The organism is Motilibacter peucedani (assembly GCF_003634695.1).
Taxonomy (GTDB): domain Bacteria; phylum Actinomycetota; class Actinomycetes; order Motilibacterales; family Motilibacteraceae; genus Motilibacter; species Motilibacter peucedani.
On record NZ_RBWV01000014.1, the window covers coordinates 158448 to 176839 of the forward strand.

Sequence of the window (18392 nt, forward strand, 5' to 3'; positions counted from 1 at the left end):
GCAGGTGTACGCGAGCGACCGCGGGCTCGAGGAGCTCGAGACCCGCCGGGGTGACGAGGAGGTCACCCTGGCGTGGCTCGCCGAGCGGCTGCGCCTGTTCGTCGACCTGAACCCGGAGTTCGAGGTGCCCGTCGAGCGGCTCGCCACCTGGCTCGCCCGCGCCGACGACGAGGACTAGCTCTCCCTCTCCACGACGTCGTGGTGCCCCATCGCCCTATACCGGCGACCAGACACCACGACATCGTGGGGCTCTGCGGCGTACGCTCGAACGCGTGATCGAAGACCTGGCGTTCCAGGGCTCGCTGTTCGACGGCGGTGAGACCGGCCCGGACCTCGCCTTCTCGGGCCTGCGCCGGCTGCAGCTGGACGAGCGCAGCTGGGTCGACGTGTGCCCGGGGTGGCTGCGCGGGTCCGACGCGCTGTTCGACGCGATGGTCGCGACCGGCCGCTTCTCGCAGCGCACCGTCAAGATGTGGGACTCGACGCTGCCAGAGCCGCGGCTCACCGCCGCCTTCGACCCTGAGCTCGCCGCCACCGGGCCCGACCAGGCGCCCGCCGCCCTGCGCGACATCTCCGCCGCGGTCTCGGCCCGCTACGGCATCGCCTTCGACCGCGTGTGGGTCAACCTCTACCGCGACGGCCGAGACAGCGTCGCCTGGCACGGCGACCGCAACCGGCACACCCACACCAACCCGCTGGTGGTCACCGTCTCGCTCGGGGCGCGGCGCCGGTTCCTGCTGCGCCCGCGCGGCGGGCGCACCGCCCACGAGCTGCGCCCCGGCCTCGGCGACCTGGTCGTCATGGGCGGCGCCTGCCAGCACGAGTGGGAGCACACGGTGCCCAAGGAGGCCAGGGCCGTCGGCCCGCGCATGAGCATCACCATGCGCCACAGCGCCGAGCTGGCCGCGACCGCCTGAGCCTGCTGGGAGGCGCCTACTGCTCGGCGAGCGCCGCCACCTGGCCCAGCGCGGTCGTCAGGCTCGCCTCCAGCTCGTCGACGACAGCCGCCTGGTCGCCCACGACGGCGCGCACGTGCGCGGTGGCCTCGTCGATGCCGGCCAGCCCGCCCGCGATCGAGCCGATCACCGAGCTGACGGCACCGGCCTGGCGCTCGAGCTTCGCCACGGTCGCGGTGATCTCCTCGGTGGAGCTCGCCGACTCCTGCGCCAGCGACTTGACCTCGTTGGCGACGACGGCGAACCCGCGGCCCGCCTCCCCCGCCCGCGCCGCCTCGATCGAGGCGTTGAGCGCCAGCAGGTTCGTCTGCTCGGCGAGGGCACGGATCAGCCCGGTCACCTCGCGCACGCGCACCAGGCTCGCGGTCAGCTCCGAGGCAGCCGAGTCCGCGGTGCGCGCGTCCTCGACGAAGCCGCGGCTCGCGGACTCCACCGCGCCCACGCCCGCGACGATCTCGGCGCCGGCGCCGCGTACCTGCGCCGACTGCGCCACGACACCCGCCAGCTCGTCGCCGACCAGGCGCGAGGTGCTCTCGACGACCTCGCGCACGCGCTCCGCAGCCAGCCGCTCGTCGCGCGCCCGCCTCGGCCGCGCTCTCCTGCTCCGCCTGCCGCTCGGCCGCCTCGCGCGCGCGGCTCTCCTCCTGCTCGGCCAGCGTGTCGAGCATCGAGTCGATGGCTGCTGCCAGCGACCCGATGTCGCTGCTGCCGTGGCGTCCGACGCGCAGCGTACGGTCGCCGGACTCGATGACCCGCTCGGTGGTCTCGCGCAGCGGGCGCACCGAGCGGCGGATCGCCAGGCGCACGACCACCACCAGCGCGGCGAGCACGAGCAGACCGGCGAGCGCCATGAAGATCAGCATCCGCGTGCCGAGCGACCCTGCGGCAGCGTGGATCGGGCGCGGGCGCTCGGCGCGGAAGACGACCGGCGCGCCGGTCAGCGAGGGCACGGACGCGTCGAGCACCATGCGGTGCGCGCCCGGTGTCGCGGTGTGCACCTGGACCGGGCCGTAGGTGCTCGCGATCTGCTCCTGGGCGCGGGCGCCCGGCCACGTCGCCGGCGCGATCGTCAGCGGCATGCCGATGTGCGTGCCCAGCGACTGGAGCATGGCGGGGTCGAGCGCCTTGAAGAACACCAGGCCGCCCGACGCCGGCCCGTCGCCCGAGCTGTGCACGGCCGGGAACCCGCAGTACATGTACGTCGTGGCGCCGCCGAGCAGTCCGCAGCTCCCCTCGCCGCCCGAGGCCTGCGGGTCCCACATCCGGGCGAGCAGCGCGCGGTCGGCGAAGGGGGCCGGCGGGGCGGTGTAGTGGTCGCTGCCGCCGGACCCGCCGACCAGCCGGCCGCGCAGGTCGATCCCGACGATGCCGTCGACGCCCGAGGACTCCCGCAGCGTGTCAGGCGAGAGGTCTTCAGCCAGTGCCGCGGTGTCGGCGTGGGCCACGTCGTCGTAGGCATCGTCCCACTGCGAGTCGGCGGCGCCGGTGCGCGTGAGAACCAGCCGCTCGTAGTCGAGGGCCACCACGAGGCGCTGGGCGTCCTGGCCGACCTGGGATGCCTCGAGCCCGTCGAAGGCCGCGGAGGTCAGCGCCCGCTGCACGGTGACCGCACCGCCGGCGAGGACGAGCAGGGCGAGGAGGGCGGCGAGGGCTTGGCGCAGTCGGGTGGTGCTCACCCGTCCTGGTTCGACCCGTACGCGCCTCCGCTGAAGTGCCCCGGGACACCACCTCAGGAGCGCCGAGCCCACGGGCGACTGACGACGACGCCGACGACGTCGCAGTCGGGTACGGGTCGGCCCAGCGTCCAGGAGTCGGTGCCCTCGGCCGGGTTGTCGCTCTCGACCCACCAGCCCCCGGCGTCGCGCACGCCGGCGCGCTTCACCGAGAGCGGCCGGTCGGGCAGCCGCACGACGACCAGGTCACCGGCGCGCGGTCGGGCGCCGCGGCGTACCCAGATCCGCTGCCCGGGTGCCAGCGTCGGCAGCATCGAGCGGCCCGTGACCTCGGCCCGGAACCACGGCCACCGCGTCTGCCTCGGCACCGGGCGCACTCCCTGTTGCAGGCGGAAACGCCGGGGGTAGGGTCGCAACGAAAGTTCCTCAAGCAGCGGAAAGGTTGCGTGCCGATGTTCGCACGACTGTTCGCGCCCAAGACTCGCGTGTCCGCCCACTGCGACCTGCCGTGCGGGGTCTACGACCCGGCCCAGGCTCGCATCGAGGCCGAGTCGGTCAAGGCGATCTGCGAGAAGTACCAGCAGAACGAGGACCCGGTGTTCCGCACGCGGGCCCTGATCATCAAGGAGCAGCGGGCCGACCTGGTCAAGCACCACCTCTGGGTGCTGTGGACCGACTACTTCAAGCCGCCGCACTTCGAGAAGTACCCGAACCTGCACCAGCTGTTCAACGAGGCCACCAAGATGGCCGGTGCCGCGGGCGGCAAGGGCACGGTCGACCCGGCCGAGGCGCAGAAGCTGCTCGACAAGATCGCCGAGATCGACGCCATCTTCTGGGAGACCAAGAAGGCGGCCTAGTCCCCCGACGCGCTCTGCGACCGCCTCCCGGGTGCTCCCGGGAGGCCGTCGTGCGTCAGTCCTGCGGCGCGGGCGCGACGTGCAGCTCGGCGCGCAGCAGGGCGTCGACCTCGAGGGCGATGGCGTAGCCCACCAGAACCACCAGGTGCAGCACCCACAGCCACAGCCCCAGCGCCACCACGGCGCCCACCACGGGCAGCCCGCCGAAGGGCGCCGCCAGGTCGATGGGCAGGGCGAGGAACAGCACGAAGCCCTGCAGGAACCCGCTCACGAACGACGCGGCGGTGAAGCCGGCCCACGCCGCCGCCGCCCACGATCCGAGCGAGGGCCCCACGACCCGGTAGGTCCAGGTCAGCGGCAGGGCCAGCACCAGCCAGTCGACGACCAGCGCGACGAACACGCCGAGAGCGGTGGGCCCGGCGCGACCGGTGTCGAACAGCTGGGCGAGCCACGGGCTGACCAGCAGCACCGCCGGCACCAGGATCGGCGTGAGCGCGAGCACGGGCAGCACCCGCAGCCGTCCGCGCCAGCCGGCCATCCGCTCGGTGTCGCGCTCGAGCGCGAGGAAGGCGCGGCGCAGCCCCTCGCCGTAGACCGAGGCGGGGAACAGCGCAACCAGCGCCCCTAGCCCGCCCAGGCCTGCGCCGGCGACGACGAGCTGGTGGGCGGTCGAGGGCGCGCCGAGGCTGTCGGGCAGCGCGGCACCGACCGAGTCGGCCAGCCGGAGCACCCGGTCGCGGCCCAGCACGAGCCGCGCGGTCCACGTGCCGAACAGCAGCGACGGGACGATCGCGATGCCGGCGTAGAAGGTGAGGCCCGCCCCGGTCAGCGCGAGGTCGTGCCCGCGCAGCGAGCGGACGGTCGCGAGGAGCACGAGACGTACGCGGCGCTCGAACGAGCGCACGACGTCCACCTCCGCAGCGTAGTCGCTGCGCAGGGCGACCAGGCACCACGACGTCGTGGGTCCCCGTGGGCGCCACAGGGCGACCAGGGACCACGACGTCGTGGCTAGGCGGCGACCAGCCCCACCCGGCGCAGCTCGACCTGGAGGTCGTGCGGGCTGGTGGACACGGCGAGCGCGTCCTCGAGCGTCACGACGCCGTCGCGGAGCAGCGCGACGAGGTGCTGGTCGAAGGTCTGCATGCCGTAGAAGCCGCTCTCGGTGATGATGTCGCGGATCGAGCCGGTCTTCTCGGGGTCGACGATCGCCTCGAGGATCCGCCCAGTGCCGACGGCGACCTCCATGACGACGCAGCGGCCCTGCCCGTCGGCGCGCGGCGCGAGCCGCTGGCACACGACGCCCTTGAGGGCCCCCGCCAGCGAGTGGCGCACCTGCTGGCGCTCGTGGGGCGGGAAGACGTCGATCACGCGGTTGACCGTCTCCTGCGCGTCGGTCGTGTGCAGGGTCGAGAGCACCATGTGGCCGGTCTCGGCGGCGGAGATCGCCGCGCGCACCGTCTCGGCGTCGCGCATCTCGCCGATCAGGATGACGTCGGGATCCTGGCGCAGCGCGCCGCGCAGGGCGGAGGCGAAGCTCTCGGTGTCGACGTGGACCTCGCGCTGGTTGACCATGCCGAGCTTGTCGGTGTGCAGGACCTCGATCGGGTCCTCGATGGTGACGATGTGCGACTCGCGCGTGGAGTTGATGTGGTCGATCATCCCGGCCAGCGTCGTGGTCTTGCCCGAACCGGTCGGGCCCGTCACCAGCACCAGGCCGCGCGGCTCGGCCGCGAGCGTCTCGAGCACCGGCGGCAGGCCGAGCTCCGAGAGCGGCACGGCCCCGACGCTGACGCGGCGGAAGACCAGGCCGACCGAGCCGCGGGCGCGGAAGGCGTTGACGCGGAAGCGGCCGAAGCCCGGCACGGAGTAGGCGAAGTCGGCCTCCTGCGTGCGGGCGAAGGACTCGAGCAGGTCGGCGCGCAGCACCTCGCCGAGCATCGCCTCGGTGTCGTCGGGTCCGAGGCTCGGTGCCTGGAGGCGGCGCAGGCGACCGTCGATGCGTACCCGCGGCGGCGAGCCGACCTTGCAGTGCAGGTCTGACCCGCGCAGCTCGCACAGCGCGCGCAGGAAGGGGACGACCGACAGCGGGGTGCTCACGCGGGACCATCGGCAGCAGTGCGCCCGGGCTGAGCCACACTGGGGCCATGGGGCTCGTCCTGCTCGCCGCGGTCGGCGCGGTGCTGGTGGGCCTGGCGACCGGCGGCTCACTGCGGGCGCTCGCGAGCGTGCGCGTGCTCGGCCTGCCCGTGCTGGCGCTGGGCGTGGCCGCTCAGGCGGGAGCGCTGCTGGCGCCGGCGGGCGACGGCGTACGCGCTGCGCTCGTCGCGCTCTCGGTGCTCGCGGCGCTCGTGGTCGTCGTCGTGAACCGCGGACTGGCCGGGGTCTGGCTGATCGGCGCCGGGCTGCTGCTCAACGCCGCGGTCGTCGCCGCCAACGGCGCGATGCCGGTCTCGCTCGACGCGGCCCACCGGGCCGGGATCAGCGAGCGAGCCCTCGGGCTGGGCGCCGACCCGGGCCGGGAGGAGGCGGGCTCCGGCACGAGGCTGCGGGTCCTCTCGGACACGCTGCCCCTCGCGTTCCCGCCGCGGCGGGAGGTCGTCAGCGCCGGGGACGTGCTGGTGGCGGCCGGCGCCGCGGCGTTCCTGCTCAGCGCGCTCAGGTCGGGCGGTGCGCTGCGGCGCAGGAGCTAGCGCTCGGTCTCCACCATCGTGACCTGGATCTGCTGGATGCGGGTGAGCACCTTGGAGCGCAGGGCGGCGGGAGCCGGGTCGGTGCACGAGCGCTTGACCAGCACCTTGACCTCCTCCTCGATGCCGAACTCGCGCAGGCAGGGCCCGCACTCCTCGAGGTGGTGCTGGATGCTCGCGCAGTCAGCGGTGGCCAGCTCGCCGTCGATGTAGGTGTAGACGCGGGCCAGGACCTCGACGCACGGGGTCTCGTGGTGGTTGCCGCAGCTCATTCGGACCCCTCCTCGGCGGACGCGGACGTGACGGCGGCCGAGACGAGCCCGCGCTCGCGGGCGTAGTCCTCGAGCAGGCTGCGCAGCTGGCGCCGGCCGCGGTGCAGGCGGGACATCACGGTGCCGATCGGCGTGCCCATGATGTCGGCGATCTCCTTGTAGGCGAACCCCTCGACGTCGGCGAGGTAGACCGCGATGCGGAAGTCCTCGGGGATCGACTGCAGCGCGTCCTTGACGTCGCTGTCGGGCAGGTGCTCGAGCGCCTCCGCCTCGGCCGACTTGAGCCCGGCCGAGGTGTGCTCGCCCGCGGCCGCGATCTGCCAGTCCTCGATCTCCTGGCTGTCGGCCTGCTGGGGCTCGCGCTGCTTCTTGCGGTAGGTGTTGATGAACGTGTTGGTCAGGATCCGGTAGAGCCAGGCCTTGAGGTTGGTGCCGACCTGGAACTGGTGGAAGCTGGAGTACGCCTTGGCGAAGGTCTCCTGGACCAGGTCCTCGGCGTCGCTGGGGTTGCGCGTCATGCGCAGCGCCGCCGAGTAGAGCTGGTCGACGAAGGGCAGCGCGTCGCGCTCGAAGCGCGCGGTGCGCTCTGCCGCCGTCTCCGCGGCCTGCTCCGGCTCTGCGCGCTGCGGCTCTGACTGGGGTGACACGTCCTGGCTCATCGAGGACGAGCCTAGCGGCGCGGGCGACGACAAGCCGCCCAGCGGCCACTCGGCCCACGAGAGCACGGGCAGCTCGCCCTGTCGTAGGGAGCTCGCGGCGAGCATCCGGCCTCCTGGGACGTGTCGCGCGGGGCGACGTCGGGGTGGTGCGCGCCTCGCGTTGCTGGCGCGTCAGGTGAACACCCGGGAGGGTGACGACGATTCCCCACGACCCGGGCACGAGGTCCGGGACGTCCGGCTCACCCCCGGGCCCACACCGCGACGCGCTCGACGACCTCGGCCGGCAGCCCGGCTCGCAGGGCGTGGTCGGCGCCCGCCACGGCTGCCAGCGCGGCGCCGGCGGGGAGCGCCGCCCGCAGCTCGTCCGGCCGCCCGAAGGCGTCGCGCTCGCCCTGCACGACCAGCAGCGGCGCCACGGCCAGGCCCAGCTCGCCGGCCCGCGAGCGCTCGGGGCGCCCCGGCCGGTGCAGCGGGAACGCGAGCGCCAGGGTGCCGGCGGCCCGCAGCCCGGCGCCGGTGCGGCAGGCGACCCGGGCGCCGGCCGAGCGCCCTCCGAGGAGCAGCCGCCGCGCGGCGGGGAGCGCTCCGACGACCTCCAGCCAGGCGCGGTCGAGCGTCGCGGGGGCCGGCGCCAGCCGCCTGCCGGCGACGACCCACGGCTGGTCGACGCGGACCACCTCGACGCCGTGCGCGGGCAGCGCGGCGGCCAGGCCGAGCAGGTCGGCGGTGTCGCTCCCCCGCCCGGCGCCGTGGCCGAGCACCAGGGTCGCGCGCCGGCGGCGCGCGGGGTGCACCCACGCGTACGCGGTGCCGAGCGAGGTCTCGACGACCACGCGCTCGAGCTCAGAAGAGCGTGGCGGCATCGTGGACGAGCGGCTCGACGAGCTCGGGCCGGTTGTTGCGGACGTTGCCCACGGCCGCGTCGACCGGCCACGCGCGCAGGACGCCCGGGCCCGGCGGCACGAGCAGGCCGGTCAGCCCGGGGTCGGCCCCCGCGCCGGGGTCGAGCCAGCGGGCCCAGTCGGCGCGCTCGAGCAGCACGGGCGAGCGGTCGTGGATGTGGCCGAGCTCGTCGGTCGCAGTGGTGGTGATGACGGTGGCCGACCAGACGAGCGGCGCCTCGGGACCGCCGGCCGGGTCGCGCCACAGCTCGTAGAGCCCCGCCATCGCGAGGGGCGCACCGTCGGGGCGGCTGATGTAGTAGGGCTGCCGCCCGCCGGTCTCGGTGGCGTACCACTCGAAGTAGCCGTCGGCCGGCAGCAGGCAGCGCCGCGCGGCGAAGGCGGCGCGGAACGCCGGCTTCTGGGCCACGGTCTCGGCGCGGGCGTTGATGAGCCTGGCACCGCCCTTGGCGTCGCGCGCCCACGAGGGCACCAGGCCCCAGCGCACCGGGCGGAGCAGGCGCTGCGCCGGGCCGCCGCCGTCTCGCGGCCGCCGGACCAGCACGGCGGACACCTCGTCGGTCGGGGCGACGTTCCAGCTGGGCGGCGGGAGCTGCCCGGGCACGAGCTCGACCTCGAACTCCTCGACGAGGTCGTCCGGGTCGCGGCTCGCGGCGTACCTCCCACACACGGTCACCCACCCTACGGCGCCGGGCCGGACCCCACGAGGAGGTCCGGCCCGGTCGGGACGTGCGGCGAGGCTGGCCTCAGACGGCCATGGCGCCCTCGGTGGGCACGTCCTCGCGCTTGGCGTTGATGAACAGGACCGCGGAGACGAGCCCGCCGAGGAGCAGGATCCCGCCCCAGAAGAACGCGACGTGGTAGCCGTGGATCAGGCTCGCACCCTTGACCGCGTCGGTCACCCCGCTCTTGGTGGCGTGGTCGGTGATGTAGGCGGTCACCGCCGAGGCGTACAGCGTGTTGAGCAGCGCGGTGCCGAGCGAGCCGCCGATCTGCTGCGAGGTGTTGAGCACCGCGGAGGCGATGCCGGCGTCGTGGCCGCCCACGCCGACCAGCGCGGTGCTGGAGGCAGGGATGAACACCAGCGCGAGTCCGGCGCTCATGACGACCTCGGAGGGCAGGACGTGCGCCCAGTAGGCCGTGTCGGCGTCGATCGTCAGCAGCCAGAACATGCCGGCGATCGCCATGACGAGACCGACGATGAGCAGCGGGCGGGGGCCCACCCGCGGCAGCAGCTGCGCGGCGATGCCCGCCGTGACGATGATGCCGGCGCTGAAGGGCAGGAACGCGACGCCGGACTTCAGCGGGGTGTAGCCCAGCGTGGCCTGGAAGTAGTAGGTGAGGAAGAGGAACATCGCGAAGAGCCCTGCGCCCACGAGCAGGAACACGAGGTAGGAGCCGCCGCGGTTGCGGTCGAGCAGGATGCGCATCGGGAGCAGCGGGTTCTGGATGCGGCTCTCGTAGATGACGAACGCGGCGAGCAGGACGACCGCCGCGCCCAGGAAGGCCAGCGTCGTGCCGCCGGACCAGCCGGTGTCGGGCTTGGCCGCCTCGGTGAAGCCGTAGACCAGCGAGACCAGGCCCGCGGTCGCGAGGATGGCGCCGGGGATGTCGTAGCGGGTGTCGCCGTGCGCCTTGCTCTCGTGGACCAGCGGCACCGCCGCGAGCGCGGTCGCGATGGCGATCGGGACGTTCACGCCGAGGCACCAGCGCCACGAGGCGTACTCGGTGAGCACACCGCCGACGATCAGGCCGATGGCCGCGCCGCCACCGGAGATCGCGCCGAAGACGCCGAAGGCCTTGGCCCGCTCCTTCGGCTCGGTGAAGGTCACCGTGAGCAGGGACAGCGCCGCGGGGGCGAGCACGGCGGCGAAGGCGCCCTGCAGGCCGCGGGCGGCGAACAGCATGCCCTGGTTGGCGGCCACGCCGCCGATGGCCGAGGCGCCGGCGAAGCCGAGCAGCCCGACGATGAAGGCGCGCTTGCGGCCGGCGTAGTCGGCGATGCGCCCGCCGAGCAGGAGCAGGCCGCCGAACGCCAGGGTGTAGGCCGTGATGACCCACTGGCGGTTGGCGTCGGTGATCCCGAGGTCCTTCTGGGCGCTCGGCAGGGCGATGTTCACGATGGACGCGTCGAGGACGACCATCAGCTGGGCGACAGCGATGACCCCCAGCGCGATCCACCTGCGTGGGTCGGGTGCGTCGGCCGTCTGGGCCGGCGCCACGGACGTGGTGTTGCTGGTCACGCGGACTCCTTCATGGGTTCCCCGGTCGCGGGGGTCTTGGGCCGCTGCATCAGCGGGAGGATCACGTCGTCGACGACGTGGGTGAGGAAGGCCTCGTCGATGGGCTCCGCCAGCACCGTGGCGCGGAAGAAGATGAGGGCGGGGGCGATCTCGAAGAACAGGTCGGGGTCGGCGTCGGGCGGCAGCTCGCCGCGGGCGACGGCCCGCTCGGTCAGCGTGCGGGACACGGCCCGCTTGCTCTCGTGCATCTCGCCGCGCACGTAGTCGGCGATCTCCGGGCACGCGCGCAGCTCGCGCAGGACGGCGGTGATGACCTCCTGCTCGGTGCCGAGCAGCCCCTTGCCGGCCTGTCGCAGCGTGGCGAGGGCGTCGCCGCGCAGGGTGCCGGTGTCGGGCACCTCGATGCAGGCAGGACCCCGGCGGCGCATGGCCTCGACGACCAGCTCGCGCTTGCCCGACCAGTGCCGGTAGATCGTCGCCTTGCTGGCACGCGCTCGGGAAGCGATCGCGTCCATGCTCATGTTGTCGTAGCCGACCTCGGCGAGCAGGGAGAGCGCCGCGTCGCAGATGGCGTCGTCCCGGGACCCCTCGGACCGCACCGGCTCGCTCGCCACCGACGCCTCGCGCTCCGGCTCGGACGCCTCGCGCTCCGGCTCGACCGACGCCACGGGCTCCACGGTCGTCGTCCTCCTCGCAGCGGTTGTCATCGAAACGAAACGGTGTCGTACACCCGCAGTGTGGCAGAGCGTCACCGCCGCCCGCAAGCGGATAAACCGGCGGAGCGCGGGAAGAGGGCGATCATGACCCTGGTACGACGCCTCGCGCGCCCCTGCATCGCCGGCATCTTCATCAGCGGGGGGCTCGACCAGCTCCGCGCCCCGCAGACCAAGTCCGAGAAGGCCGACCCGGTGGCGCAGCCGATCACCAAGGCGCTGCCGTGGCTGCCCGAGGACACCGAGACCCTGGTGCGCGTCAACGGCGCGGTGCAGGTGGGCGCCGGCGCCCTGCTCGCGCTCGGGAAGCTGCCCCGCCTCTCGGCGCTGGCCCTCGCCGCCTCGCTGGTGCCCACCACCGCCGCCGGCCACGCCTTCTGGTCGGCCCCGGACGGCGCCACGCGCGCAGCGCAGCGCACGCAGTTCCTCAAGAACCTCTCGATCCTGGGGGGCCTGCTGCTCGCGGCCGTCGACACCGCCGGCGACCCGTCGCTGGCCTGGCGCGCCAAGCACGCGGCGAAGGACGTCTCGCGCGCCACGCGCAGCGCCCGCCGCGCGACCGCCGCAGCCCCGACCCGGGTGCTCAAGGCCGTCGCCTGAGCGGGGGCTCCGGCCGCGGGCCCGGGCTCTAATGTTGTCCGCCGTGAGCACGCGCACCGCACCCCCGGACCTGTGGCCGGCCCCTGTCGCCGACCGGCCGGTCGACGCCCGCGTCGAGCTGCCCGGGTCGAAGTCGGTGACCAACCGCGCGCTGGTGCTCGCGGCGCTGGCCGGCTCCCCCACCCGGGTCCTGCGGCCCCTGCGGGCGCGCGACACCGAGCTGATGGCCGGGGCCCTGCGCGCGCTCGGGACAGGCGTCGCCGACGGGCCGGGCGGTGGCTGGGAGGTCATGCCCGGCATCCTGCACGGACCCACTGACATCGACTGCGGCCTCGCGGGCACGGTCATGCGCTTCCTGCCGCCGGTGGCGACCCTGGCCGACGGGGACGTGCGCTTCGACGGGGATCCGCACGCGCGGGTGCGCCCCATGGCCACCGTGCTCGACGCGCTCCGGGCGCTCGGCGCGCAGGTCGACGACGACGGGCGCGGCGCCCTGCCCTTCACGGTGCGGGGCACCGGGGCGCTGCGCGGTGGCGAGGTCACCGTCGACGCCAGCGCCTCGAGCCAGTTCGTCAGCGGGCTGCTGCTGTCGGCCGCCCGCTTCGAGCGCGGCGTCGTCGTCCGCCACGTCGGGCGCCCCGTGCCCTCGCAGCCGCACATCGCGATGAGCGTCGCCATGCTGCGCCAGCGCGGGGCCGAGGTCGACGACAGCACGCCCGACCGGTGGGTGGTGTCCCCCGGGCCGCTCGAGGGCGGCGTCGTCGAGGTCGAGCCCGACCTGTCGAACGCCGCGCCCTTCCTCGCCGCCGCGCTGGTCACCGGCGGCCGGGTCACCGTGCCGGGCTGGCCCGCCAGCACGACCCAGGCCGGCGACGCCCTCCGCGAGCTGCTCACCGCCATGGGCGGCACCGTCGAGCGCACCCCCGACGGCCTCTCCGTCAGCGGCACCGGCCGCATCTCCGGCATCGACGTCGACCTGCACGACGTCGGCGAGCTGACCCCGGTGCTCGCCGCCCTCGCGGCGCTGGCCGACTCCCCCTCGCGGCTGCGCGGCATCGGTCACTTGCGCGGCCACGAGACCGACCGGCTGGCGGCCCTGGCCCACGAGATCAACGCGCTCGGCGGCGACGCCCGTGACGACGAGGACGGCCTGGAGATCCGGCCGCGGCCGCTGCACGGCGGCACGTTCGCCACCTACGCCGACCACCGGATCGCCACCGCCGGCGCGGTGCTCGGCCTCGCCGTGCCGGGCGTCCTCGTCGAGGACATCGCGACGACCGGCAAGACGCTCCCCGGCTTCGCTGGCCTGTGGGCGAGCGCGCTGGGCGGGACCGCCTCGTGAGCGGCGGGCGCTAGGCGTGCCGCGCGAGCTCGACGAGGACGACGTCCGGGTGCGCCCGGGGCGCGGCAAGTCGCGCCCGCGCACCAAGGACCGGCCCGGCCACGAGAGCGCCGCGGCCGCCTTCGTCACCCAGGTCGACCGCGGCCGCTACACCTGCGTGCTCGACGACCGCGCCGGCACGGAGGTGACCGCGATGCGGGCCCGCGAGCTCGGCCGCAAGGGCGTCGCGGTCGGTGATCGCGTGGCGCTGGTCGGCGACGTCGGCGGGGGCGACGACGCGCTGGCCCGCATCGTGCGCCTCGAGCCGCGCTCGACGGTGCTGCGGCGCACCGCCGACGACGACGACCCGGTCGAGCGCGTGCTGGTGGCCAACGCCGACCAGCTCGTGGTCGTCACGGCGACGGTCGACCCCGAGCCGCGTGCGGGCCTGATCGACCGCTGCCTCGTCGCGGCCTACGACGCCGGGCTCGAGCCGCTGCTCTGCATCACCAAGACCGACCTCAAGCCGCCTGACGAGCTGCTCGCCGCCTACGGCGCGCTCGGCGTGCGCTGGGTCGCCGTCTCGCGCGGGGAGGGCGTCGGCACCGTCGCCGAGCACCTGGTCGACCGGGTCTCGGTCCTCGTCGGGCACTCCGGCGTGGGCAAGTCGACGCTGGTCAACGCCCTGGTGCCGGGCACCGGCCGGGCGACCGGCGTGGTCAACGCGGTCACGGGGCGCGGCCGGCACACCTCCAGCTCGGCGGTGGCGCTGCCGCTGCCCGACGGCGCCGGCTGGGTGGTCGACACCCCGGGCGTACGCAGCTTCGGCCTCGCGCACGTCGACCCCTCGCGGGTGGTGACCGCCTTCCCCGACCTCGCGGGCGGGATCGAGCAGTGCCCGCGCGGGTGCACGCACGACGAGCCGGAGTGCGCCCTCGACCAGTGGGTGGCCGAGGGACACGCGACGCCCGAGCGGCTCGAGAGCCTGCGCCGCCTGCTGGCGGCGCGGACGGCGGCCGACGCGTACTGAGCCGCTAGCGCGGGTCCGGCTCGTGCAGCTCGACCTCGAACCAGATCCGCTTGCCCACCGGCAGCGGCTCGACGCCCCACCGGCTGGCCAGCAGGTCGACCAGACGCAGACCGCGGCCGCCCTCGGGCACCGCGTCGAGCGGCTGCGAGCCCTCCTCGACGCCGTTGCCCCGCGGGCTCGGGAGCCGCGGGCTCTCGTCGGTGACCGACACCCGCAGGTAGGTTCCGGTGGCCCGCACCTGCAGGCGCAGCGGCGACTGGGCGTGCACGACCGCGTTGGTCACCAGCTCGTCGGTGAGCAGCACGACGGCGTCGACAGCCTCGAACCCTCCGGGGCCGCCCGCGTCGTCGGAGCCGCCGTGGCCCCACCCGGTGAGGGCGGCGAGGACCCGGGCGCGGGCGATGCGTGCCGCCTGGAGGCTCGCGGGCAGCTCGATCTCGAGCGAGCGGGCCCCGGCCGGGTCGACCGGCTCGGCGACCGCCGCGCGCAGGGCCACCAGGGCGACGTCGTCGGGGGCGTCGGCCCCTCCGGGCACCTCGCGCAGCACCCGCTCGACCAGCTCGGCGACGGGCCGGTCGACCGCGCCGCCGGCGGCGCGCAGCACCGCGGCCCGCGCGCCCTCGGCGCCCTCGACCAGCCCGTCGGCCTGCCCGCCGGTGCGCCCGTCGGCACCTGCCGCACCGCCGAAGTGGCGCAGCAGCCCGTCGGTGAACAGCAGCACCGTCGTGCCCGGGTGCACGGTCACGACCGTGTCGGCGTAGGCGCCCGGGCGCATGCCGCCGGCGCCGAGCGGCACGCCGACCTCCACGTCGAGGTAGCCGCCGCCGTCGCCGTCGACGAGCAGGGGCGGCAGGTGCCCGGCGCACGCGGCGGTCATCCGCCGGGCGACCGGGTCGTAGACCGCGTAGACGCAGGTGGTGAGCGAGGGCTCGTCGAAGGCGCTGACCACGCCGTCGAGCCGGCGCAGCAGCTCGGCGGGGCCGTGCCCCTCGAGCGCGAAGCCCCGCAGCGCCGCCCGCGCCTGGCCCATGGCCGCTGCAGCGGCCACGCCCCGGCCCATCGTGTCGCCCACCGCGAAGCCCAGCCGGCCGCCGGGCAGCTCGAAGGCGTCGTACCAGTCGCCGCGCGCACCGGACCCGCCCGGCGCGTAGTGGGCCGCCACCTCGACGCCCGGCAGCTCGGGCAGCGAGCCGGGCAGCAGCGCGCGCTGCAGCGACTCGGCGACCGAGCGCGAGGCCGCGATGCCGGCGGCGTGGTGGAGCGCGACGGCGGCGTGCCGGGCGACCTCCTCGACCAGCTCCACCACGGCGGGCGGGAGCGGCCGGCCCGGGTCGCACACCGTCACCGAGCCGAACGAGCTGCCGAGGGCGCCGAGCGGCACCGTGAGGGCGTCAGGGGCGGGCACCACGGGCGTACCGGCCGCGGCGAGCGAGACGGGGAACCCGTCGAGGAAGGCCTCGAGCGCCTGCTGCTCGGCGGGGTCGGCGTGCGCGACGGCCGCGAGCTCGAGCCGGGCGCGCGACGCGTCGAGCAGGTGGACGGCGCACCACTGGCCGCAGGCCGGCACGAGCAGGCCGGTCAGCGCCGCCAGCACGGCGGCCCGGTCACGGGCGGCGCCGAACGCAGCGGCCGCCTCCACCGTGCGCCGCAGCCGCAGGCCGGCGAGCGCGAGCCCGCAGACCTGGCCGACGGCTGAGAGCATCGCGAGGTCGTCGGGCCCCGGCCGCTGCGTGCTGCCAGCGGCGAGCAGCCCGCCCGAGGGCCACCGCTCGGCCACCCACCACAGCCCGTCGAGCTGCTGCGGCTCGGGGCCCAGGGCCTCCGCGACCTCGAGCACGGCGGGCTCCAGGCCGTCGGCAGTCCGGCGCAGCGGAGCCCCCAGGCCCGGCGCCAGCAGCACCAGGTCGTGCGGGCCGAGGGCCGACCAGGCTGCCTCGAGCACCTCGGCCGCGGACGCGGCCGCAGCGGCGAGCCGGGCACAGCGGCCGAGCGCGTCGACCCGGTCGCCCCCCGGCCCTTGCCGACGACCGGACGGCTCACCCGCGGAGGTGCCTGGCACCGTCGGGGTCACCTCCTGCACGTGCTGGGGAGCCGCCCATTCTGCCCTTGCGGGCGCGCAGGCGTGCGCCGGGTGCCGCGGCGGGCCGCTGCGCCACCCGGCCGGTAGCGTCGCGTGCCGTGCAGACCCCCTGGGACGACGACCTCGCCCTCGCCCTCCGGCTCGCCGACGCGGCCGACACCATCACGGTGCGCCGCTTCGGCGCGCTCGACCTGCAGGTCGAGGCCAAGCCGGACTCCTCGCCCGTGAGCGACGCCGACACGGCGACCGAGCGGGAGCTGCGTACGCTGCTGGCCCGCGAGCGGCCTGCCGACGCCTTCCACGGCGAGGAGTTCGCGGACACCGGCACCGGCCCGCGCCGCTGGATCGTCGACCCGGTCGACGGCACGAAGAACTACGTGCGCGGGGTGCCGGTGTGGGCGACGCTCGTCGCGCTCGAGCACGAGGGCCGCATCGTCGTGAGCGCGGTCTCGGCGCCGGCCCTCGGCCGCCGCTGGTGGGCGAGCGAGGGCGGCGGCGCGTGGACCGCGACCGCCGACGGGCCGCGCCGGCTGGCCGTCTCGCGGGTGGCCCGCCTGGCCGACGCGTCGGTGTCGTGGTCCGACCTGGCCGAGTGGGGGCCGCGGCGCGACGCCTGGCTCGGGGTGCTCGACAGCGCCTGGCGCAGCCGCGGCTACGGCGACTTCTGGTCCTACGCACTGCTCGCCGAGGGTGTCGTCGACGTGGCCGCCGAGCCGGTGGTCGAGCTCTACGACCTCGCGGCCCTCGACCTGCTGGTCCGCGAGGCCGGCGGCACCTTCACCGACCTCGCGGGCCGCCCGGGCCCCGGCGGCGGCAGCGCGCTGGCCACCAACGGCCTGCTGCACGACGAGGTGCTGCGCGCGCTGCAGCCCTGAGCCCGGTTCACTCCGCCACTGGCACGCCGTGGTTCGCCCGCAGCAGGCCCTGGGGGTCGACCTCGCGGCGCAGCCGCTGCAGCCGGTGCCAGGAGCCGGCCGCGTAGCCGGTGGAGGTGTCCGTGGCGTGCTCGACGAAGTTGAGGTAGCACTGGCGCGACGCCCACGGCGACAGCGCCTCCACGAGCGCAGCCGCACCTGCCGCGACGGCGGCGCCCATCTCCGGGGTCGCCGCGATGCCCACGCCGAAGACGAGGAAGTCGCCCTCGAGGTGCGAGAGAGCCGCCTTGTAGGGCGCCGGCCGGCTCACGGCGCCGCCCAGCTGGCGGATCTCGGCCGCCAGCAGCGGCGAGCCCGAGCCGGGTCCCGCGACGCGCAGGAAGGTCTCGATGCCCTCAGGGGTCAGCTCGGAGAGCAGCACGGTGTTCGAGACGCCGGGGGTCGGGCCCTCCGGGTCCATGTGCAGACGGGTGAGCGTCTCGACCGGCACGTGGGCGAAGGTGTCGAGCTCCGGGTGCAGGGCGCGCAGCGGGGCCAGCAGCGCCGACACGGCCGGGGTGTCGCCCATGACGGCGCCGTCGATCACCACGAGGTTGCGGCCGCGGAACGGCTCCGGGATGACCGGCAGCGGCGGCAGCTGCAGCAGCCGGAACGACGTGGTGACCGACTCGTCGACCTCCCTGGCCCAGGCTGCCCACACGGGCAGCACCTCGGCGGCGCGCTCCCAGTCCCACACCAGCATCCCGGCGTAGGCGGTGGTGAAGTCGAAGGCCTCGATCTCGAGCTCGGTGACGATGCCGATGTTGCCGCCGCCGCCGCGCAGGCCCCACAGCAGGTCGGGGTTCTCCTCGGGCGAGACGCGCACGACGGAGCCGTCTGCCAGGACCAGCTCGGCGCCGGTGATCGAGTGGGCGGCGAAGCCGAGCTTGCGCGCGTACCACCCCATGCCACCACCGAGGCAGTAGCCGACCACGCCGACGTCGGGCGACGAGCCGTGCAGGACGGCGAGGCCGTGCTGCGCAGCCGCTTCGACGGCCTCGAGCCACAGGGTGCCGGCACCGACGGTCACCCGGCGGCGGGCGGCGTCGACGCGTACGCCGATCATCGCCGACGTGCGGAGCAGCACCGCGTCGCGCAGGTCGCCGAGCGGGCCGGCGTTGTGGCCGGTGCCCTGCACCGCGACGCGCAGGCCGGCGGCCGCGGCGGCACGCACGACCTCGGAGACCTCGGCGGCCGACGCGGGGTAGGCGACGGCGGCCGGCCGCTGGTCGACGGCGACGTTCCAGGGCTGGCGGGCGTCGTCGTAGCCCGGGTCGCCGGGAAGGTGCACCGCGCCGCCGCACAGCTCGCGCAGCGACGGGGCGCCGTGGCGCGACTGGGTCGGGAAGTGGGTGGTCGGGAGGACGTCGGCGGACTGGACGGGGGTGGACATCTCTGGCTCCTCAATGGGTTGCGGTCAGGGCGACCTTCCACCTGAGGGCTTGAGGAACTCTTGCGTACGACTTGTGCCTGGCTGGTCGCGAG

The 18392-nt window shown here is 75.3% G+C and carries 21 protein-coding genes and 1 pseudogene; 9 read left to right on the forward strand and 13 right to left on the reverse strand.

What is annotated here, in order from left to right; genetic code table 11:
• Positions 1-4: 4 nt before the first annotated feature.
• Together CLV35_RS20190 and CLV35_RS15760 are read left to right on the forward strand one after the other, a co-directional pair.
• Positions 5-178: a DUF6104 family protein gene (locus tag CLV35_RS20190; protein WP_183062025.1), complete on the forward strand. Its 174-nt coding sequence runs from the start codon at positions 5-7 to the stop codon at positions 176-178.
• Positions 179-272: 94 nt separating this feature from the next.
• Positions 273-917, forward strand: a complete 645-nt coding sequence (locus CLV35_RS15760) for an alpha-ketoglutarate-dependent dioxygenase AlkB (protein ID WP_121194464.1) — start codon at positions 273-275, stop codon at positions 915-917.
• A gap of 16 nt (positions 918-933) precedes the next feature.
• On the opposite strand, the gene CLV35_RS20845 is transcribed toward CLV35_RS15760, so the two are convergent.
• Positions 934-1506, reverse strand: coding sequence for a methyl-accepting chemotaxis protein (locus CLV35_RS20845; RefSeq protein WP_269203923.1), 573 nt, complete (start codon positions 1504-1506; stop codon positions 934-936).
• 125 nt (positions 1507-1631) lie between these two features.
• On the opposite strand from CLV35_RS20845, the gene CLV35_RS20600 reads away from it, so the two are divergent.
• The gene (locus tag CLV35_RS20600; protein ID WP_147431992.1) at positions 1632-1970 is read left to right on the forward strand and encodes a hypothetical protein; all 339 of its coding nucleotides are present in this window, start codon (positions 1632-1634) and stop codon (positions 1968-1970) included.
• Positions 1971-2080: 110 nt separating this feature from the next.
• On the opposite strand, the pseudogene CLV35_RS21015 reads toward CLV35_RS20600, so the two are convergent.
• Both CLV35_RS21015 and CLV35_RS15780 read right to left on the reverse strand, forming a co-directional pair.
• A pseudogene (locus CLV35_RS21015) lies at positions 2081-2803 on the reverse strand (CHASE4 domain-containing protein); the annotation flags it as partial.
• Positions 2686-2997, reverse strand: a complete 312-nt coding sequence (locus tag CLV35_RS15780) for a S24/S26 family peptidase (RefSeq protein WP_231121915.1) — start codon at positions 2995-2997, stop codon at positions 2686-2688. The pseudogene CLV35_RS21015 and the gene CLV35_RS15780, both read right to left, overlap by 118 nt.
• Before the next feature lie 84 nt (positions 2998-3081).
• Here CLV35_RS15780 and sodN point away from each other — a divergent pair, with 84 nt between their 5' ends.
• A complete protein-coding gene (gene sodN, locus CLV35_RS15785) occupies positions 3082-3486 on the forward strand; it encodes a superoxide dismutase, Ni (RefSeq protein WP_121194467.1) in 405 nt (134 codons plus the stop codon).
• Positions 3487-3541: 55 nt separating this feature from the next.
• On the opposite strand, the gene CLV35_RS15790 is transcribed toward sodN, so the two are convergent.
• Both CLV35_RS15790 and CLV35_RS15795 read right to left on the reverse strand, forming a co-directional pair.
• A complete protein-coding gene (locus CLV35_RS15790; RefSeq protein ID WP_231121916.1) occupies positions 3542-4399 on the reverse strand; it encodes a YhjD/YihY/BrkB family envelope integrity protein in 858 nt (285 codons plus the stop codon).
• 95 nt (positions 4400-4494) lie between these two features.
• The gene (locus CLV35_RS15795) at positions 4495-5583 is read right to left on the reverse strand and encodes a type IV pilus twitching motility protein PilT (RefSeq protein ID WP_121194468.1); all 1089 of its coding nucleotides are present in this window, start codon (positions 5581-5583) and stop codon (positions 4495-4497) included.
• Positions 5584-5630: 47 nt separating this feature from the next.
• Here CLV35_RS15795 and CLV35_RS15800 point away from each other — a divergent pair, with 47 nt between their 5' ends.
• A complete protein-coding gene (locus tag CLV35_RS15800) occupies positions 5631-6176 on the forward strand; it encodes a DUF5317 family protein (protein WP_121194469.1) in 546 nt (181 codons plus the stop codon).
• Here CLV35_RS15800 and rsrA read toward each other — a convergent pair.
• From rsrA to CLV35_RS15830, 6 genes are all read right to left on the reverse strand, one after another.
• Positions 6173-6445, reverse strand: a complete 273-nt coding sequence (gene rsrA, locus CLV35_RS15805; protein ID WP_121194470.1) for a mycothiol system anti-sigma-R factor — start codon at positions 6443-6445, stop codon at positions 6173-6175. The two genes, CLV35_RS15800 and rsrA, sit on opposite strands and share 4 nt — an antisense overlap.
• Positions 6442-7104 (reverse strand): sigma-70 family RNA polymerase sigma factor, encoded by a 663-nt coding sequence (locus CLV35_RS15810; RefSeq protein ID WP_121194597.1) that lies wholly within the window; start codon positions 7102-7104, stop codon positions 6442-6444. The genes rsrA and CLV35_RS15810 overlap by 4 nt, the downstream gene beginning before the upstream one ends.
• A gap of 239 nt (positions 7105-7343) precedes the next feature.
• Positions 7344-7937: an alpha/beta hydrolase family protein gene (locus CLV35_RS15815; protein WP_121194471.1), complete on the reverse strand. Its 594-nt coding sequence runs from the start codon at positions 7935-7937 to the stop codon at positions 7344-7346.
• A 10-nt stretch (positions 7938-7947) separates the two neighbouring features.
• Positions 7948-8676 carry an SOS response-associated peptidase gene (locus CLV35_RS15820; protein WP_121194598.1) on the reverse strand — a complete coding sequence of 243 codons (729 nt, stop codon included), beginning with the start codon at positions 8674-8676 and terminating at the stop codon, positions 7948-7950.
• A 76-nt stretch (positions 8677-8752) separates the two neighbouring features.
• Positions 8753-10249, reverse strand: a complete 1497-nt coding sequence (locus CLV35_RS15825; RefSeq protein ID WP_231121923.1) for an MFS transporter — start codon at positions 10247-10249, stop codon at positions 8753-8755.
• Complete coding sequence (locus CLV35_RS15830; RefSeq protein ID WP_183062027.1) at positions 10246-10926, reverse strand: TetR/AcrR family transcriptional regulator; 681 nt, start codon at positions 10924-10926, stop codon at positions 10246-10248. Before CLV35_RS15830 ends, CLV35_RS15825 begins: the two co-directional genes overlap by 4 nt.
• Before the next feature lie 123 nt (positions 10927-11049).
• Here CLV35_RS15830 and CLV35_RS15835 point away from each other — a divergent pair, with 123 nt between their 5' ends.
• From CLV35_RS15835 to rsgA, 3 genes are read left to right on the forward strand one after another with little or no spacing between them, the layout of a single operon-like run.
• Entirely contained in the window at positions 11050-11562 is a 513-nt protein-coding gene (locus tag CLV35_RS15835) for a DoxX family protein (RefSeq protein ID WP_121194473.1), read from the forward strand.
• 31 nt (positions 11563-11593) lie between these two features.
• Positions 11594-12904 carry a 3-phosphoshikimate 1-carboxyvinyltransferase gene (gene aroA / locus CLV35_RS15840; protein WP_183062028.1) on the forward strand — a complete coding sequence of 437 codons (1311 nt, stop codon included), beginning with the start codon at positions 11594-11596 and terminating at the stop codon, positions 12902-12904.
• 16 nt (positions 12905-12920) lie between these two features.
• Positions 12921-13913 carry a ribosome small subunit-dependent GTPase A gene (gene rsgA, locus CLV35_RS15845; protein ID WP_121194475.1) on the forward strand — a complete coding sequence of 331 codons (993 nt, stop codon included), beginning with the start codon at positions 12921-12923 and terminating at the stop codon, positions 13911-13913.
• Positions 13914-13917: 4 nt separating this feature from the next.
• On the opposite strand, the gene CLV35_RS15850 is transcribed toward rsgA, so the two are convergent.
• On the reverse strand, positions 13918-15972 hold the full coding sequence (locus CLV35_RS15850) for an ATP-binding SpoIIE family protein phosphatase (protein WP_147431993.1): 2055 nt from the start codon (positions 15970-15972) through the stop codon (positions 13918-13920).
• A gap of 119 nt (positions 15973-16091) precedes the next feature.
• On the opposite strand from CLV35_RS15850, the gene CLV35_RS15855 reads away from it, so the two are divergent.
• Positions 16092-16868 carry an inositol monophosphatase family protein gene (locus CLV35_RS15855; protein WP_121194477.1) on the forward strand — a complete coding sequence of 259 codons (777 nt, stop codon included), beginning with the start codon at positions 16092-16094 and terminating at the stop codon, positions 16866-16868.
• A 7-nt stretch (positions 16869-16875) separates the two neighbouring features.
• Here the strand turns inward: CLV35_RS15855 and CLV35_RS15860 are convergent, their stop codons facing one another.
• Positions 16876-18300 carry an FAD-binding oxidoreductase gene (locus CLV35_RS15860; RefSeq protein ID WP_121194478.1) on the reverse strand — a complete coding sequence of 475 codons (1425 nt, stop codon included), beginning with the start codon at positions 18298-18300 and terminating at the stop codon, positions 16876-16878.
• Positions 18301-18392 lie beyond the last annotated feature (92 nt).